Genomic DNA, 17772 nt, shown 5'->3' with positions numbered 1-17772 from the left:
GGGACGGATGGCGGGGCGGTGGGGCGGCGCGCAGCGCGTCAACTGCCGTGATGCCCGGCCTCTCTCCCCATCTGCTTGAACCCAGCTTCATATGAACCGCGGTGCCGGGGAGGTTCCGGTGCACCGCCTGAGTCCTGGAGAAGGCGAGGACTTGAGCATGGGATCCACCTCCACCCACGGCAACAACGGTGTCGGCCGCCGCGATCTGATCAAGCGGTCCGCAGCGCTCGGCCTGGTGACCGTTCCGACGATGAGCTTCCTGTCGGCCTGTGCCAGCAGCGACAGCGGCGGCGACAGCAAGGTCGAGAAGGGCAAGAAGAGCGCGAAGAACCCGCTCGGCGTCAACGGGAGCGCGCCGCTCGAGGTCGTCATCTTCGACGGCGGCTTCGGCGAGAAGTACGCGAAGGACGCCGAGGCGGTTTACAAGACGGATTACCCGAAGGCGGAGCTCAAGCACTCGGCCACGCAGAAGATCCAGTCGGTGCTGCAGCCGCGCTTCAACGGCGGTACCCCGCCGGACCTGATCGACAACGCCGGCGCCGAGCAGATGGACATGGGCGTCCTGGTCGGCAAGAACCAGCTGACCGACCTGACCCCGCTGCTGGACGCCGCCTCCTACGACGACCCGAACAAGAAGGTGCGCGACACCCTGCGCCCGGGCATCGTCGAAATGGGCCAGTTCGACGGCGAGAAGGTCTGGATCCTCTACTACGCCTACACGATCTACGGCGTGTGGTACTCGCGGACCAACCTCGAGAAGCTCGACGCGGAGTACCCGAAGACCTGGGACGAGATGCTCGCCGTCTGCGCCAAGGCGAAGAAGAAGGGCATCGCCGGCTGGACGTACGCCGGCAAGCACCCGTACTACCTGCCCTTCAGTCTCTCCGCGATGATCGGCAAGGTCGGCGGCCGCGAGGTCCTCGACGCGATCGACAACCTGGAGCCCAACGCCTGGAAGCACCCCTCGGTCAAGGCCTGCTTCGAGGCGTACTACGAGCTCTACAAGAAGGGCTACATCCTCAAGGGCACCCCGGGCCTGGACCACATCCAGTCCCAGACCGCCTGGACCGAGGGGAAGGCGCTGTTCATCCCCAACGGCTCCTGGGTGGAGAACGAGTCGGCGCAGACCACGCCGAAGGACTTCAAGATGGCCGTCTCCGCGCCGTCCGGCCTGGACGACTCGGACAAGATGCCGTTCGGCACCATCTGGGCCTCCGGCGGTGAGCCCTTCATCGTCCCGGCCAAGGCGAAGAACCCCGACGGCGGCATGGAGCAGCTGCGCATCATGCTCAGCGAGGGCCAGTCGAAGAACTTCACCAAGCAGGTCAAGTCGCTGACCGCGTACAACGGCGGTACCGAGGGCCTCACCCTGACCCCGGGCCTGGAGTCCGCCGAGGCCGCGCTGAAGCTGGCCGGCGAGAACGTCGTCAACCCGCGCATGCAGGACTGGTATGTCCAGCTCCAGAAGGAGAAGGTCGGTGTCGCGAGCCTCGGCGAGATGATGGCTGGGCGTGCCAACCCGGCAGAGACCATCGCCAAGATCCAGAAGTACGCTGACGAGGCCGCCAAGGACGACTCCATCAAGCACTACAAGCACAGTTGATCAGGTGTCACCAGCGGCGGCTCTTCGCCGGAGGATTCGGGGTCGGTAATGCAACACGGTAAGTACCGGTTCATCGTGGGGTTCCTGGCGGCCCCCATGGCGATATACGCACTCTTCGTCATATGGCCGTTCATCCAGTCCATCTACTACTCCTTCACGGACTGGACGGGCCTGAGCCCGGAATTCAAGATGGTCGGCTTCAAGAACTTCGAGCGACTGTTCAGCGACGAGATCTTCTGGAAGTCGCTGCAACACAGCCTGCTGTTCGTGCTGTTGCTGCCGCTGGTGACGCTCGGTCTCGCCCTGTTCTTCGCGTTCATGCTGAACGTGGGCGGCCGGCACCGGAAGGAGTCCGCCATCTCCGGGGTGCGCGGCTCGTCCTTCTACAAGATCGCCTATTTCTTCCCGCAGGTGCTGTCGATCGCGATCGTCTCCCTGCTGTTCGCCTTCGCCTACAACCCCAACAGCGGCGCCATCAACTCGGCGCTGCAGGCGGTGGGGTTGGACAGCGTCCAGCCGGAGTGGCTCGGCGACCCGAATCTCGCGCTGTGGTGCGTGATGGCCGTGCTGGTCTGGAGCACCGTGGGCTTCTTCGTGGTGCTCTTCTCCGCCGGAATGGCCTCCATTCCCAAGGACTTCTACGAGGCGGCGCTGCTCGACGGCGCCAGCCGCGTCACCACGTTCTTCAGAATCACGCTGCCCCTGCTCTGGGACACCGTGCAGTCGGGCTGGGTCTACATGGGCATCCTGGCGCTCGGCGCGGAGTCCTTCGCGGTCGTGCACATCATGACCGTGGGCCCGGGCGGACCCGACTACTCGACCACCGTCCTGCCGCTGCTGGTGTACCAGAAGGCGTTCCGGGACGGACAGGCGGCCTACGCGACAACGATCGGCGTCGCCCTGCTCGTCGTCACGCTGGCCTTCGCGGCCGTCGTGATGCGACTGGGCCGGCGCGAGCGGCTGGAGTACTGATGAAGACCACGGAAACCTCTCCCGCCGCCGCCGAACTCGGCGGTGAGCAGCCGCCCGCCGAGAAGACCGGCTCCGCCCCGGCCGCGGAGAAGAGCGCCGAGGGCAAGGTCCTCAACGTCTTCTCGCACGGCATGCTGATCCTCTGGGCGTTCATGGTCGTCATGCCGCTGCTGTGGGCGGTGGTGACCTCCTTCAAGACCGACCGGGAGATCTTCAGCTCGCCCTGGAGCCTGCCGGACAGCCTTCAGTTCGGGAACTGGACGCGCGCCTGGTCCCAGGCGCACATGAGCGACTACTTCCTCAACACCCTTCTGGTGGTGGGCGGTTCGCTGCTCGGCACGATGCTGCTGGGGTCGATGGCGGCCTACGTGCTGGCCCGGTTCGAGTTCCCCGGGAACCGGTTCATCTACTACCTGTTCGTCGGCGGGATGAGTTTCCCGATCATCCTGGCGCTGGTCCCGCTGTTCTACGTGATGAACAACCTCGGGCTGGGGAACACCTTCCACGGCCTGATCGTGGTCTACATCGCGTACTCGCTGCCGTTCACGGTCTTCTTCCTGACCTCCTTCTTCCGGTCGCTGCCGACCTCGGTGGCCGAGGCGGCGTTCCTGGACGGCGCCTCGCACACCCGGACCTTCTTCCAGGTCATGCTGCCGATGGCCAAGCCCGGCCTGATCAGCGTCGGCATCTTCAACTTCCTGGGGCAGTGGAACCAGTACATGCTGCCGACGGTGCTGAACACCGAGCCGGAGAAGAAGGTCCTCTCCCAGGGCCTGGTGCAGCTCGCGGTCAGCCAGGGCTACAAGGGCGACTGGTCGGGGCTCTTCGCCGGCCTGGTGATGGCGATGCTGCCGGTCCTCGCGGCGTACATCGTCTTCCAGCGCCAGGTGGTCGCGGGCCTGACGGCGGGCGCGCTGAAGTAGGCCGCCCGGAACCGATCACGTACGAGCCTCCCACCGCTCCCGGAGCGGTGGGAGGCTCTTCGGTTCCGCTTGGCTACCACTCCGGTTACCGCTGGGCCCAAAGCCTTGACGGGAGACAACATGGGGGGCTCAGCTTAGAGTTCACATGTTGTACACGACGGGGTCTCAACGCTGCGACCCTGTCCTGCCCACTGGGAGTGATCAGACCGTGGTGGAGACTCCGGGATCGCAGTCGTCGCTGCACCGGGCCAACCTGGAGCGGGTCGTCCGCGCGGTACGGCTGGCCGGTTCGCTCACCCAGGCCGAGATCGCCCGCTCCACGGGGCTCTCCGCCGCCACGGTCTCCAATATCGTCCGTGAGCTCAAGGACGGCGGAACGGTGCAGGTCACGCCCACCTCGGCGGGCGGCAGACGAGCCCGCAGCGTCTCGCTCAGCGGGGACGCCGGCATCGTCGTGGGCGTCGACTTCGGCCACACCCACCTCCGGGTCGCGGTGGGCAACCTGGCCCACGAGGTGCTCGCCGAGGAGGCCGAGCCGCTGGACGTGGACGCCTCGGCCGCGCAGGGCTTCGACCGGGCGGAGAACCTGGTCAACCGGCTGATCACGGCCACCGGCATCGACCGGGGCAAGGTCATCGGGGTCGGCCTCGGCGTGCCGGGCCCGATCGACGTGGAGTCCGGCACGCTCGGGTCGACCGCGATCCTGCCGGGCTGGACGGGCATCAACCCGCGCGAGGAGCTCGCGGGCCGTCTCGGGGTGCCGGTGCACGTGGACAACGACGCCAACCTCGGGGCCCTGGGCGAGCTGGTCTGGGGCAGCGGCCGGGGCGTACGGGACCTCGCGTACATCAAGGTGGCCAGCGGGGTGGGCGCGGGCCTGGTGATCAACGGGCAGATCTACCGCGGACCTGGCGGCACCGCGGGGGAGATCGGGCACATCACGCTGGACGAGGCGGGCCCCGTCTGCCGCTGCGGCAACCGCGGCTGCCTGGAGACCTTCACCGCCGCCCGCTACGTCCTCTCCCTGCTCAGCTCCAGCCACGGACCCGATCTGACCATGGAGCGCGTGGTGCGGCTCGCGCGCGAGGGCGACCCGGGCTGCCGGCGGGTGATCGGCGACGTGGGCCGACACATCGGCAGCGGTGTGGCGCATCTGTGCAACCTGCTCAACCCCAGCCGGGTGGTGCTCGGCGGGGACCTCGCGGAGGCGGGCGAGCTGGTGCTCACGCCCATCCGCGAGTCGGTCTCGCGGTACGCGATCCCCAGCGCGGCACGGCAGTTGGCGATCGTGCCGGGCTCCCTCGGGGGCCGGGCCGAGGTGCTGGGCGCGCTGGCCCTCGTACTGAATGAAATGGGCGATTCGACCCTTTTGGGCGGCCCTTTCGCGACTCGGTCGCCCGTCTTCACTTAGATAACGAATGGCACCGTTGCCATCTCGTTAAGGATTTACTTCTTGACGCCCAGCTGGCGGCCGAGTTGACTTCCAGCCACCTCGGCCGCAACGACGCGGCCTCGTCAGGGAGGTTCCCTCAAGATGAACGCCACGATGCGTCGCGTTGCGATCGGCACGGCCGTTGTTTCCATGGCACTCTCCATGGCCGCCTGTGGCAAGGCCGGCAGCGACAGTGCGGACAGCGACAGCAAGACGATCGGTCTGCTGCTGCCGGAGAACAAGACGACCCGGTACGAGACCTTCGACCGGCCGCTGATGGAAGCGAAGATCAAGTCCCTGTGCAAGGACTGCGATGTCGCCTACAACAACGCCAACCAGGACACCGAGACCCAGAAGAAGCAGTTCGACGCGCTGATCACCAAGGGCGTCAAGGTCATCATCCTGGACGCGGTGGACGCCACCGCGACCAAGTCCTGGGTCGACTCCGCCGCCAAGAAGGGCGTCAAGGTCGTCGCGTACGACCGCCTGGCCGAGGGTGACGTCTCCGCGTACGTCTCCTACGACAACGAGAAGATCGGCGAACTCCAGGGCCAGGGCGTGCTGAACGCCCTCGGCGACAAGGCCGCCGACAGCGAGATCGTGATGATCAACGGCTCGCCGACCGACCCCAACGCCGCCCTGTTCAAGTCCGGTGCGCACAAGGTCCTCGACGGCAAGGTCAAGAAGATCGCCTACGAGCAGGACATTCCGGACTGGTCGCCGGACGAGGCCAACAAGAAGATGGCCGCCGCGATCACCTCCCTGGGCAAGACCGGCTTCCACGCCGTCTACTCCGCCAACGACGGCATGGCCGGCGGCATCGCCACCGCCCTGAAGTCCGCCGGGATCAAGGACGTCCCGCTCGGCGGCCAGGACGCCGAACTCGCCGGTCTCCAGCGGATCCTGTCCGGCACCCAGACCTTCACGATCTACAAGGGCATCAAGCCCGAGGCCGAGACCACGGCCGAGATCGCCGTCAAGCTGCTGAACGGCGAGGACATTGCCTCGGTCGCCCCGGAGAAGGTCGACAGCAAGAGCAAGAAGGGCATCCCGACCAAGCTCTACGACGCCACGATCGTGACCAAGGACAACATCGCGGACACGATCATCAAGGACAAGGTCTACACGGCGGACAAGATCTGCACCGCCGACTTCGCCGCGGCCTGCCAGGCCGCCGGTATCAAGTAGCCGGTCCGCGTCACCGGCGCGCCCGCGGTCGCGTCACCGGCGCCCGGTGACCCAGCCGGTGACCTGCGGTCGGGTCACCGGTGCGGCCGGGCGCCGCACGGCCCCGGGTGTACCCGCCGGGCCGCCGCGGCCAACGGCCGTACGGCACGCTCCCGTTCGCCGGTCGTCCGGCGCCCGTCCCGCCCCGGCGGCGGGCGCCGGGGCCGCCCCCACCTCTTGCTCCCGCACCATCCCCCGCGCATCCTCGTAGGCGCGGGAACCCCCGCCGCCCGGCGGGCGAAGGAGATGATTCACGTGTCCGCTGCGCCCGTGCTGGCGTTGCGCGGGGTCTCCAAGCGGTTCGGCGCCGTCCAGGCGCTCACCGATGTCGATCTGGAGATCCACCCCGGCGAGGTGGTCGCCCTCGTCGGCGACAACGGCGCCGGAAAGTCCACCCTCGTCAAGACGATCGCGGGCGTGCACCCGATCGACGAGGGCGTCATCGAGTGGGAAGGCCGCCAGGTCACCATCGACCGGCCGCACGACGCCCAGGAGTTGGGCGTCGCCACCGTCTACCAGGACCTCGCCCTGTGCGACAACCTGGACGTCGTAGCCAACCTCTTCCTCGGCCGCGAGCTGCGGCGCGCGAGCGTCATCGACGAGGTGGCGATGGAGAAGCGCGCCAGGGAGCTGCTGGACACCCTGTCCATCCGCATCCCCAGCGTCCGCATCCCGATCGCCTCGCTCTCCGGCGGCCAGCGCCAGGTCGTGGCCATCGCCCGCGCCCTGATCGGCGAGCCCAAGGTCGTCATCCTCGACGAGCCCACCGCCGCCCTCGGCGTCGAGCAGACCGCGCAGGTCCTCGACCTGGTCGAGCGGCTGCGCGAGCGCGGCCTCGGCGTCATCCTCATCAGCCACAACATGGCCGATGTGAAGGCCGTCGCGGACCGGGTCGCGGTGCTCCGCCTGGGCCGCAACAACGGTGTCTTCCCCGTCAAGGACACCTCCCACGAAGACATCATCGCCGCGATCACCGGCGCCACGGACAACGCCGTGACCCGCCGTCAGGCGCGCACCGCGGAGGCACAGCAGTGAGCGACACCGTAAAGAACCCGGCACCGGCGGTGGCGGAGAGCGCCGCGCCCATCCCCGCCGTGGACCCCCGCCTCCTCGTCCGCGAGGAGGGGCTCAAGGGCTACCTCACCGAGTTCCAGCGCAAGGTCCGCGGTGGCGAGCTCGGATCGATCCCCGTGATCCTCGGCCTGATCGCCATCGGCGTCATCTTCCAGTCGCTGGACGGCAGCTTCCTGTCCGCCGACAGCCTCAGCAACATCAGCATCTACGTCGCGGGCCAGGGCATCATGGCCGTCGGCATCGTCTTTGTGCTGCTGCTGGGCGAGATCGACCTGTCCGTCGGCTCGGTGGCCGGTGTCGGCGCCGCGGTCTGGGCGGTGCTCAGCGTCAGCCACGGCATGAGCGACGGCCTCGCCGTGCTCATCGCCATCGCGGCGGGTGCTGCGATCGGCGCGCTGCACGGATTCTTTTTCGCCAAGATCGGCGTGCCCGCGTTCGTGGTCACCCTGGCCGGCTTCCTCGGCTGGAGCGGTCTGCAGATCTGGCTGATGGGCGGGGAAGGCAGCATCAACACCCCGGGCGGCTCCCTCGTGGAGCAGCTCACCAACTACTACTTCGAGGACATCGCCGCCGCGTACGGCCTGGCGATCGCGGCCACCGCCGCGTACCTCGGCTCGATGCTGCTCGACGGCCGCCGCCGCAGGGCCGCCGGGCTGCTCGGCCGCCCGGTCAGCGAGATCGCGCTGCGCACCGGCTTGGTCGGCGTGCTGGCGCTCGTCGCCGCGTACGAGCTGAACCAGTCGCGCGGTCTGCCGCTCGCGCTGGTGATCTTCCTGGCGGTGCTGGTCCTGGCGGACTTCGTGGTGCGCCGCACGACCTACGGCCGGCAGATCTTCGCGGTCGGCGGCAACGCCGAGGCGGCCCGCCGTGCGGGCATCAACGTCGACAAGGTCCGGATCACGGTCTTCGTGATCGCGGGCACCCTCGCGGTCGTCGGCGGCCTCTTCATCGCGAGCCTCTCCGGCGGCGCGACCAAGAGCCTCGGCGCGGGCAACACCCTGATGAACGTGATCGCGGCGGCTGTCATCGGCGGCACCAGCCTCTTCGGCGGCCGCGGCAAGATCTGGTCCGCCCTCCTGGGCATGCTGGTCATCCAGTCCATCCAGCAGGGCCTGAACCTGCTGAACATGGCCAGCGAGATCCAGTACATGATCATCGGAGCGGTCCTCCTGGCCGCCGTCGTGATCGACTCGGTCTCGCGCAGGACCCAGAAGTCGGCGGGACGCACCTGACCCCGGCCCGCACGGCGTACGTGTGCCCGGCACCCCCGCGGTGCCGGGCACCTGCGCGTTACGACCGGCCAGGGCCCGTACGTGCAGGCCCGCCGGAGGTTTACAGCCACCCGCGTGACGTACATCGCACGGCCCGATCCGCGGCATCGCGGGACGAACATTAGACTCGGCAGACCGGCTAGCCCGGCCCGTACAAGTACTGGGTACAGATCGAAGCAAGGAGGCACGGGTGGCGTTGCTGACCCGCATCAGGGGACCGCGCGATCTGGACCGGCTCGGCCCGGAGCAGCTGGACCAGCTGGCCGCGGAGATCCGCACCTTCCTCGTCGAGGCGGTCTCCAAGACCGGTGGCCACCTCGGCCCCAACCTGGGTGTGGTCGAGCTGACGATCGCCCTGCATCGGGTCTTCGAGTCCCCGAGGGACAGGGTCCTCTTCGACACCGGTCATCAGGCGTATGTGCACAAGTTGTTGACGGGTCGTCAGGATTTTTCGAAGTTGCGGGCCAAGGGGGGTTTGTCGGGGTATCCGTCGCGGGCGGAGTCCGAGCACGATGTGATCGAGAACAGTCATGCCTCGACCGTGCTGGGCTGGGCGGACGGGCTCGCCAAGGCCAACCAGGTCCTGAAGAAGGGCGACCATGTCGTCGCCGTTATCGGGGACGGGGCCCTGACCGGCGGTATGGCGTGGGAGGCGCTCAACAACATCGCGGACGCCAAGGACCGGCCCCTGGTCATCGTGGTCAACGACAACGAGCGGTCGTACGCGCCGACCATCGGCGGTCTGGCCAACCACCTCGCCACCCTGCGCACCACCGACGGCTACGAGCGCTTCCTCGCCCGCGGCAAGGACATCCTGGAGCGCACCCCCGTCGTTGGCCGGCCGCTATACGAGACGCTGCACGGTGCGAAGAAGGGGCTGAAGGACTTCATCGCCCCGCAGGGGATGTTCGAGGACCTGGGGCTGAAGTACGTCGGCCCCATCGACGGCCACGACATCGAGGCCCTGGAGTCGGCGCTGACCCGCGCCAAGCGCTTCGGCGGCCCGGTCATCGTCCACTGCCTCACCGAGAAGGGCCGCGGCTACAAACCGGCCGAGCAGGACGAGGCCGACCGCTTCCACGGCATCGGCGTGATCCACCCCGACACCGGCCTCCCGGTCTCCGCCGCGGGCGCCGACTGGACCTCGGTCTTCGGCGAGGAGATGGTCAAGCTCGGCCACGAGCGCGAGGACGTCGTCGCGATCACCGCGGCCATGCTCCAGCCCGTCGGCCTGCACAAGTTCGCCGAGGCCTTCCCCGACCGCGTCTACGACGTGGGCATCGCCGAGCAGCACGGCGCCACGTCGGCGGCGGGGCTGGCGACCGGTGGTCTGCACCCGGTCTTCGCCGTCTACGCGACCTTCCTGAACCGGGCTTTCGACCAGGTGCTGATGGACGTGGCCCTGCACAGGTGCGGGGTCACCTTCGTCCTGGACCGGGCCGGTGTCACCGGCAGCGACGGCGCCTCCCACAATGGCATGTGGGACATGTCGATCCTCCAGGTCGTCCCCGGCCTGCGGATCGCCGCCCCGCGCGACGCCGACCAGCTGCGCGCCCAGCTCCGCGAGGCCGTCGAGGTCGACGACGCCCCCACCGTCGTGCGCTACTCCAAGGGCGCGGTCGGCCCGGCGGTCCAGGCCGTCAGCCGGATCGGCGGCATGGACGTCCTGCGCAGGCCCGAGGACGGCGAGGCCGATGTGCTGCTGCTGTCCGTCGGGGCGCTCGCCCCGATGTGCCTGGAGATCGCCGAACTCCTCGACAAGCAGGGCATCTCCACCACCGTGGTCGACCCCCGCTGGGTCAAGCCGGTGGACGAGCAGCTGCCCGCCCTCGCCGAGCGCCACCGCGTCGTGGTCACCGTCGAGGACAACAGCCGCGCGGCAGGCGTCGGTTCGGCCGTCGCGCAGGCGCTGCGCGACGCCGGTGTGGACGTGCCGCTGCGCGACTTCGGCATCCCGCCGCGCTTCCTCGACCACGCCTCCCGCAAGGAGGTCATGGCCGAGATCGGGCTGACCGCGCCGGACATCGCCCGCCAGGTCACCGGCCTGGTCGCCAAGCTCGGCGGCAAGTACGAGGACGAGCCCGCCGAGGCTGCCCGCGACTGACGCGCCTGAGCCGCCGACCGCACCGACCCCCGCCGGGCCGGTCGGAGTACCCGCCGCAACGGCCGGGGTGCTCCGGCCGGCCCAGCGCTTACGGGCCCACCGGCCCCCATCGGATGAATCCACCACCCCACTGGCTGCCACCCCTCGCGCCGCTCCACGGCTCCGAGAACGATGGCGCGGACGGGCCAGAGCGTGGAGGTACGCCGGTGAAAGACCGCGATCCGAACAACCGCAGCGCCGGAGGCTGGTTCCGGACCAAGACGATCGAGCAGTCCATCCAGGACACCGAGGAGCCGGACCACGCGCTGAACCGGTCGCTCTCGGCGCTCGACCTCACCGTCTTCGGCGTCGGCGTGATCATCGGCACCGGCATCTTCGTCCTCACCGGTGCGGTCGCCAAGGAGCAGGCGGGCCCGGCGACCGCGCTCGCGTTCGTCGTGGCCGGCATCGTCTGCGCACTGGCGGCCCTGTGCTACGCCGAGTTCGCCTCGACCGTTCCGGTGGCAGGCTCCGCATACACCTTCTCGTACGCCTCGATCGGTGAGCTGCCGGCCTGGATCATCGGCTGGGACCTGGTCCTGGAGTTCGCGCTCGGCACGGCCGTGGTGGCGGTCGGCTGGTCCGGCTACGTGCGGTCGCTGATGGACAACGCGGGCTGGCACCTGCCGGACGCGCTGGCGGGACCGGACGTGGCGGAGGGGTTCGGCTTCGACCTGCTGGCCTTCCTGCTGGTCCTGGCGCTCACCGCGGTCCTCGTCCTCGGCACGAAGCTCTCGGCGCGCGTCACCACGCTGATCGTGGCGATCAAGGTGGTGGTCGTGCTGATCGTCATCGTCGCCGGGGCCTTCTTCATCGACGCCAAGAACTACACCCCCTTCATCCCGCCGTCCTCCGGCTCGGTGGAGGGCTCGGGCCTCGACGCCCCGCTGGTGCAGCTGATGTTCGGCTACGAGCCGACGACCTTCGGCGTCCAGGGCATCTTCACCGCCGCGGCCGTGGTCTTCTTCGCCTTCATCGGCTTCGACGTGGTGGCCACCACGGCCGAGGAGACCGTGAACCCGCAGCGCGACATGCCGCGCGGCATCCTCGGCTCGCTGCTCATCTGCACCGTGCTGTACGTCGCGGTGTCGCTCGTGGTCACCGGCATGCAGAAGTACACCGAGCTGTCGGTGAGCGCGCCGCTGGCCGACGCCTTCAAGGCCACCGGGCACCCGTGGTACGCGGGCGCCATCAGCTTCGGGGCCGCGGTCGGCCTGACGACCGTGTGCATGATCCTGCTGCTCGGCCAGACCCGGGTGTTCTTCGCGATGAGCCGCGACGGGCTGCTCCCGCGGTTCTTCTCCAAGACCCACCCGCACTTCCGCACCCCGTACCGCTCGACGATCCTGCTCGGCGTGGTCATCGCGATCGTCGCCGGCTTCACCAGCATCGAGGAGCTCGCGGAACTGGTGAACATCGGCACGCTCTTCGCGTTCGCCATCGTCGCCCTCGGCGTCATCGTCCTCCGCCGCACCCGGCCCGACCTGCACCGTGCCTTCCGTACACCGTGGGTGCCGCTGCTCCCCATCGTGTCGATCGCCGCCTCACTGTGGCTGATGCTCAACCTGCCGACCGAGACGTGGGTGCGGTTCGCCGCCTGGATGGCCCTCGGATTCGTCATCTACGCCGTCTACGGCCGCTCGCACAGCCGCATGAACGCCACGACCAAGCCCTGACGCGCAGCAGCAGGGCTCGCCGGGCAGGCCGACGGCCACGGCCACGGCCAGGTCGCCCTTGTGCGTGATCGTCACGCCGATCCCGGCCATCCCGAGGGCGGCGGCCCGGTCGGCGGCCGCACCGGTGAGCCGGACCTCCGGGGCGCCGGACGCCGAGCGCTCCACGATCACCTGACAGGGCTTCACCCCGGCGGCCATGCCCGCGCCGAGCGCCTTCGGCACCGCCTCCTTGGCGGCGAAGCGCCCGGCCAGGAACTCCCGGGCGCGGTCGGGGCCGAATCCGCCGGCCTCGGCGAGCTCCGCCCGGTCGTAGGCGAAGGCGCGGAACCAGGCCCGGCCGAGCAGCCGGTCCAGCTCGCCGAGGCGGAGCAGATCGACCCCGATCCACATCAGCGGCCGTCCCCTGTGCCGTTGCCGTCCCTGGTGCCGGGGGTGCCGAAGACCGCGCGGCCGCCAGCAGGTCGCCGACCTCCTCGTGCGGCAGCCCGAGAGCTCCCGTCAGGCTCTGCACGGTGCGCAGTTGGGGCCGCCGCACCCGGCCGTTCTCGATGTCCCGCAGCGCCCGCGTGCTCATCCCCGCCTTCGAGGCGAGCTCCTGCTGGCTCATCCGGGCCTGTTTCCGCAGTGACTGGATTCGTCTCCCGAGACCCTCGGAGCTCCCTGACACAGTGCGTCCCCCAATCTGACAGTGCTACGCCGTGTTCGAGCAGGTGCAGGAACAGGACCCGGAGTCGGGCGTCGGCGGCCGGCGGCCGTGGACAGCCCCGCTACCGGGGAGACGCCCGGCCGCGGCGGGCGCAAGCGGCGAACGAGCCAAGTGACGAGAAACCGGCGGCCGAGTCAACAGCGACAGCGCGCGGCGGGGGACCGCTGGCCGAGGGGGCCGCGCAGGCTGTGCGGGACTGGCGTCAACATGTCGGCGAACATATCGGGGCGGTCTGGGACGGTCAACGCCGTGTCCCGGCCCCCGGACGCCGTTCCCCCGGGCCTGGGGCGAACCTCCCCGGGAAACGCCGGACGCCCGCCCGCGAAAGGCCGCGGACGGGCGCCGGATTTCCCTACAGGCGCCGGATGCCCGTACGGGAGCAGGGATTCCCGCACGGTACGGGAGCCGGTGAGGTGTTACGGACTCGCTACTCCGGGACGCTGGCGACGCCCGGCTCCAGGAACCGCTTGCCGTTGACCCGCTCCGAAACGCCCTCCCGGTCCAGGTACGGCGTGATGCCGCCCAGGTGGAAGGGCCAGCCCGCGCCCGTGATCAGGCACAGATCGATGTCCTGCGCCTCGGCGACCACGCCCTCGTCCAGCATCAGCCGGACCTCCTGCGCGATGGCGTCCAGCGCCCGGTCCCGTACCTGCTCCTCCGTCAGCGCAGTGTCACCGACCTGGAAGAGCGCGGCGACCTCCGGGTCCAGCTCCGGCTTCCCGGAGTCGTACGTGTAGAGGTTGCGCTTGCCCGCCTCGACGACCCGGCCGAGGTTCTCCGAGACGCCGAAGCGGTCCGGGAACGCGGCGCTCAGGGTGCCCGCGACATGGTGGGCGACCGCCGGGCCGACCAGCTCCAGCAGCACGATCGGGGACATCGGCAGGCCCAGCGGGGCCAGCGCGCGGTCCGCGACCTCGACCGGAGTACCCTCGTCGATCGAGCGCAGCACCTCCCCGAGGAAGCGGGTCAGCACGCGGTTGACGACGAACGCGGGCGCGTCCTTCACCAGCACGGCGGTCTTCTTCAGCTTCTTGGAGACCCCGAACGCCGTTGCCAGCGAGGCCTCGTCGGTCCTCTCGCCGCGGACGATCTCCAGCAGCGGCAGGATCGCCACCGGGTTGAAGAAGTGGAAGCCGACGACCCGCTCCGGGTGCTTCAGCTTCGACGCCATCTCGCTGACCGACAGCGAGGAGGTGTTGGTGGCGAGGATCGCGTGCTCCGGCACGACCGCCTCGACCTCGGCGAACACCTGCTGCTTGACGCCCATCTCCTCGAAGACGGCCTCGATGACGAAGTCCGCGTCGGCGAAGGCGGTGGCCTTCTCCAGCGAACCGGTCACCAGCGCCTTGAGGCGGTTGGCCTTGTCCTGGTTGACCCGGCCCTTGAGCAGCAGCTTGTCGATCTCGCCGTGGACGTAGCCCACGCCCTTGTCCACGCGCTCCTGGTCGATGTCGGTGAGCACGACCGGCACCTCAAGGCGGCGGGCGAACAGCAGCGCCAGCTGGGAGGCCATCAGCCCGGCACCGACCACGCCGACCTTGCCGACCGGCCGGGCGAGGTTCTTGTCCGGCGCCCCGGCGGGCCGCTTGGCGCGCTTCTGCACCAGGTTGAACGCGTAGATCCCGGCGCGCAGTTCGCCACCCATGATCAGGTCGGCGAGCGCGGCGTCCTCCGCGTCGAAGCCCTTCCGCAGGTCGCCGCTCTTGGCCGCCGCGATGATGTCCAGCGCGCGGTACGCGGCCGGGGCCGCGCCGTGCACCTTGGAGTCGGCGATGAACCGCCCGCGCTCCACGGCCCGGTCCCAGGCCTCGCCGCGGTCGATCTCGGGGCGTACGACCGCCAGTTCGCCCTTCAGCACAGAGGCGGTCCAGATCAGCGACTGCTCCAGGAAGTCCGCGCCCTCGAAGACCGCGTCGGCGATCCCGAGCTCGTGGACCTGCCTGCCCTTCAGCTGCTTGTTCTGGTTGAGCGAGTTCTCGATGATGACGGTGACGGCGCGGTCGGCCCCGATGAGGTTCGGCAGCAGCGCACAGCCGCCCCAGCCCGGGACGAGACCGAGGAAGACCTCGGGCAGCGAGAAGGCGGGCAGCGCCGCGGACACGGTCCGGTAGGCGCAGTGCAGCCCGACCTCGACACCGCCGCCCATCGCGGCGCCGTTGTAGTACGCGAAGGTGGGCACGGCGAGCGCGGACAGCCGCTTGAAGACGTCGTGGCCGCCCTTGCCGATGGCCAGCGCGTCCTCGCGCCGCTTCAGCAGCTCGACGCCCTTGAGGTCGGCGCCGACGGCGAAGATGAACGGCTTGCCGGTGATCCCGACCCCGACGACGGAGCCGTCCGCCGCCTCCCTCTCCACCTGGTCGATCGCGGCGTCGAGGTTCGCCAGCGACTGCGGGCCGAAGGTGGTGGGCTTGGTGTGGTCGAGGCCGTTGTCGAGGGTGATGAGCGCGAAGCGCCCGGCCCCCCGCGGCAGTTCGAGGTGGCGCACGTGCGCCTGCGTGACGACCTCGTCGGGGAACAGCTCGGCCGCACCCCTCAACAGCTCAGCGGTGGTACTCACTTGCCTGCCCCCTCACGGTGTCCCTCAGCCGCCCCGCTCCAGTGCGGGTTCTCCCAGATCACGGTGCCACCCATGCCGAAGCCCACACACATGGCGGTGATGCCGTAGCGGACGTGCGGCTGCTCCTCGAACTGCCGCGCCAGCTGCGTCATCAGCCGGACCCCGGAGGACGCGAGCGGGTGGCCGAACGCGATGGCCCCGCCGTACTGGTTGACGCGCGGGTCGTCGTCGGCGATCCCGTAGTGGTCGAGCAGCGCGAGCACCTGTACGGCGAAGGCCTCGTTGATCTCGAAGAGCCCGATGTCGTCGATGGTGAGACCGGCCTTGGCCAGCGCCTTCTCCGTCGACGGAATCGGCCCGAAGCCCATGACCTCCGGCTCGACACCGGCGAACGCGTAGGACACCAGGCGCATCCGGACCGGCAGGCCCAGCTCGCGCGCCACGTCCTCGGCGGCGACGAGCGAGGCGGTCGCACCGTCGTTGAGACCGGCGGAGTTGCCCGCGGTGACCCGCCCGTGCGGCCGGAACGGCGTCTTGAGACCGGCGAGCCCCTCGACGGTGGTCCCCGGCCGCATCGGCTCGTCGGCGGTCGCGAGCCCCCAACCGGTCTCGCCCGCCGACCCCGATGCAGCGGTCCTGCGCACGGAGATCGGTACGAGATCCTGCTGGATCCTCCCGTCCGCGTACGCCTTCGCCGCCTTCTCCTGGCTGCGCACCGCATACGCGTCGGCGCGCTCCCGGGTGATGTGCGGGAAGCGGTCGTGCAGGTTCTCCGCCGTCATGCCCATGAACAGGGCTGACTCGTCGACCAGCTTCTCCGACACGAAGCGCGGGTTGGGGTCCACGCCCTCGCCCATGGGGTGCCGCCCCATGTGCTCGACCCCTCCGGCGACGACAACGTCGTACGCCCCGAAGGCGATCGAGCCGGCGGTCGTCGTGACGGCGGTCATCGCCCCGGCGCACATCCGGTCGATGGAGTAGCCGGGCACGGACTGCGGCAGCCCGGCGAGGATGCCCGCGGTACGGCCGAGGGTCAGGCCCTGGTCGCCGATCTGCGTGGTGGCCGCGACGGCCACCTCGTCGATCCGCGCCGGGTCCAGGGCGGGGTTGCGGCGCAGCAGCTCGCGGATGCACTTGACGATCAGGTCGTCGGCCCGGGTCTCGTGGTAGATGCCCTTCGGGCCCGCTTTGCCGAACGGGGTGCGGACGCCGTCGACAAAGACGACGTCCCTGGCGGTACGAGGCACTGACTCTCCTCCTGGATGCGGGTTTTGGGCACAGCCGGGCAGCCGCCCAGCGGCACCGCTACCGCCATGCTACTAACGAGTAACCCCCCTGCCCACCCCTCCCACCCAGAACGCCCCAGATCACACCGCGCTGCGTGCCCCCGTGCTCGGTGAGCCGTGGTTCGGCCCGCGTTGTGGGCATGCGTTCCGCTAAGGGGAACGGGTGGGCACAGCGGGGTCACCGGCGTGCAGCCGCCTACGAAACCGGAAGGCCCGGCAACCTGTTGCGCTCGGGGGCGCCACCCTGGTGAGGTCGGTCAGAGCGTGCCGATGACGACGGTGGCGTTCTCGGGGGGCGAGGTCTCGACGTGTGAGGTGAGCCCGCCGGCGGCCAACGCCTCGGCCGCCCCCGAGGCCTGGGCCTCGCTCGTCTCTATGAGCAGGTGGCCGCCCGGTGCCAGCCACCGACTCGCCTCCGCGGCCACGCGACGCAGGACGTCCAGGCCGTCCGTGCCGCCGTCGAGGGCGGTCAGCGGCTCGTGGTCGCGGGCCTCCGGCGGGAGGAGGCCGACCGCTTCCGTCGGGACGTACGGGACGTTCGCGGCCAGGATGTTCACCCGGCCGCGCAGCCCCGTCGGCAGCGGCGCGTACAGGTCGCCCTCGAAGACCCGGCCGCCCGCGTCCGCGACGTTGCGGCGGGCGCACTGCACCGCGGCGGGGTCGACGTCGACCGCGTACAACTCGACCGAACCGAGCGCCGCCGCCAGCGCGGCCCCCACCGCGCCCGTCCCGCAGAACAGGTCGACGACGACCAGCCGCGCACCGCCGAAGCCCCGCCCGAGGAAGGCGGCGCTCGTCGCGGAGGATTCGTCATCCGCGCGCCCGAGGGCGGCGTCCTTCTCGGAGGATCTGCCATCGGCTCGTCCGCGGGCGGCGCTCGTCGCGGAGGATTCGTCATCCGC

12 protein-coding genes and 2 pseudogenes are annotated in these 17772 nt (G+C 69.8%); 9 read left to right on the top strand and 5 right to left on the bottom strand.

Annotation, left to right across the window (positions count from 1 at the left end):
* The first annotated feature begins 157 nt into the window (after positions 1-157).
* The 9 genes from ngcE (at position 158) to AOK16_RS12805 (ending at position 12321) form a co-directional block, all read left to right on the top strand.
* Positions 158-1603, top strand: a complete 1446-nt coding sequence (ngcE, locus tag AOK16_RS12845) for an N-acetylglucosamine/diacetylchitobiose ABC transporter substrate-binding protein (RefSeq protein WP_055472393.1) — start codon at positions 158-160, stop codon at positions 1601-1603.
* 48 nt (positions 1604-1651) lie between these two features.
* On the top strand, positions 1652-2575 hold the full coding sequence (locus AOK16_RS12840) for a carbohydrate ABC transporter permease (protein WP_055472392.1): 924 nt from the start codon (positions 1652-1654) through the stop codon (positions 2573-2575).
* Positions 2575-3498, top strand: a complete 924-nt coding sequence (locus AOK16_RS12835) for a carbohydrate ABC transporter permease (RefSeq protein ID WP_055472391.1) — start codon at positions 2575-2577, stop codon at positions 3496-3498. Before AOK16_RS12840 ends, AOK16_RS12835 begins: the two co-directional genes overlap by 1 nt.
* A gap of 211 nt (positions 3499-3709) precedes the next feature.
* On the top strand, positions 3710-4909 hold the full coding sequence (locus tag AOK16_RS12830; protein WP_055472394.1) for an ROK family transcriptional regulator: 1200 nt from the start codon (positions 3710-3712) through the stop codon (positions 4907-4909).
* A gap of 123 nt (positions 4910-5032) precedes the next feature.
* On the top strand, positions 5033-6118 hold the full coding sequence (locus AOK16_RS12825; RefSeq protein ID WP_055472390.1) for a sugar ABC transporter substrate-binding protein: 1086 nt from the start codon (positions 5033-5035) through the stop codon (positions 6116-6118).
* Between the two features lie 285 nt (positions 6119-6403).
* The gene (locus AOK16_RS12820; protein WP_079101315.1) at positions 6404-7192 is read left to right on the top strand and encodes an ATP-binding cassette domain-containing protein; all 789 of its coding nucleotides are present in this window, start codon (positions 6404-6406) and stop codon (positions 7190-7192) included.
* Positions 7189-8463 carry a sugar ABC transporter permease gene (locus tag AOK16_RS12815; RefSeq protein WP_055472388.1) on the top strand — a complete coding sequence of 425 codons (1275 nt, stop codon included), beginning with the start codon at positions 7189-7191 and terminating at the stop codon, positions 8461-8463. The genes AOK16_RS12820 and AOK16_RS12815 overlap by 4 nt, the downstream gene beginning before the upstream one ends.
* Before the next feature lie 229 nt (positions 8464-8692).
* Positions 8693-10606 (top strand): 1-deoxy-D-xylulose-5-phosphate synthase, encoded by a 1914-nt coding sequence (gene dxs, locus AOK16_RS12810; RefSeq protein ID WP_055472387.1) that lies wholly within the window; start codon positions 8693-8695, stop codon positions 10604-10606.
* Positions 10607-10812: 206 nt separating this feature from the next.
* Positions 10813-12321, top strand: a complete 1509-nt coding sequence (locus tag AOK16_RS12805) for an amino acid permease (protein WP_055472386.1) — start codon at positions 10813-10815, stop codon at positions 12319-12321.
* Between the two features lie 42 nt (positions 12322-12363).
* Here the strand turns inward: AOK16_RS12805 and AOK16_RS28200 are convergent.
* The 5 genes and pseudogenes from AOK16_RS28200 to AOK16_RS12790 all read right to left on the bottom strand — a co-directional run.
* Positions 12364-12711 (bottom strand): annotated as a pseudogene (locus AOK16_RS28200) (holo-ACP synthase); the annotation flags it as partial.
* An 88-nt stretch (positions 12712-12799) separates the two neighbouring features.
* Positions 12800-12988 (bottom strand): annotated as a pseudogene (locus AOK16_RS29235) (helix-turn-helix domain-containing protein); the annotation flags it as partial.
* Positions 12989-13454: 466 nt separating this feature from the next.
* On the bottom strand, positions 13455-15584 hold the full coding sequence (locus AOK16_RS12800; protein WP_055472385.1) for a 3-hydroxyacyl-CoA dehydrogenase NAD-binding domain-containing protein: 2130 nt from the start codon (positions 15582-15584) through the stop codon (positions 13455-13457).
* Positions 15581-16831: a thiolase family protein gene (locus tag AOK16_RS12795; RefSeq protein ID WP_055472384.1), complete on the bottom strand. Its 1251-nt coding sequence runs from the start codon at positions 16829-16831 to the stop codon at positions 15581-15583. Before AOK16_RS12795 ends, AOK16_RS12800 begins: the two co-directional genes overlap by 4 nt.
* 296 nt (positions 16832-17127) lie before the next feature.
* Positions 17128-17772, bottom strand: a 645-nt coding sequence (locus tag AOK16_RS12790; protein ID WP_107098335.1) for a putative protein N(5)-glutamine methyltransferase, incomplete at its 5' end; no start/stop codon positions are given.

Source organism: Streptomyces pathocidini (assembly GCF_001418495.1).
GTDB classification, from domain to species: domain Bacteria; phylum Actinomycetota; class Actinomycetes; order Streptomycetales; family Streptomycetaceae; genus Streptomyces; species Streptomyces pathocidini.
The sequence above is the reverse complement of the archived record's forward strand: the minus strand, read 5'-3'. Positions and strand labels throughout refer to the sequence as shown.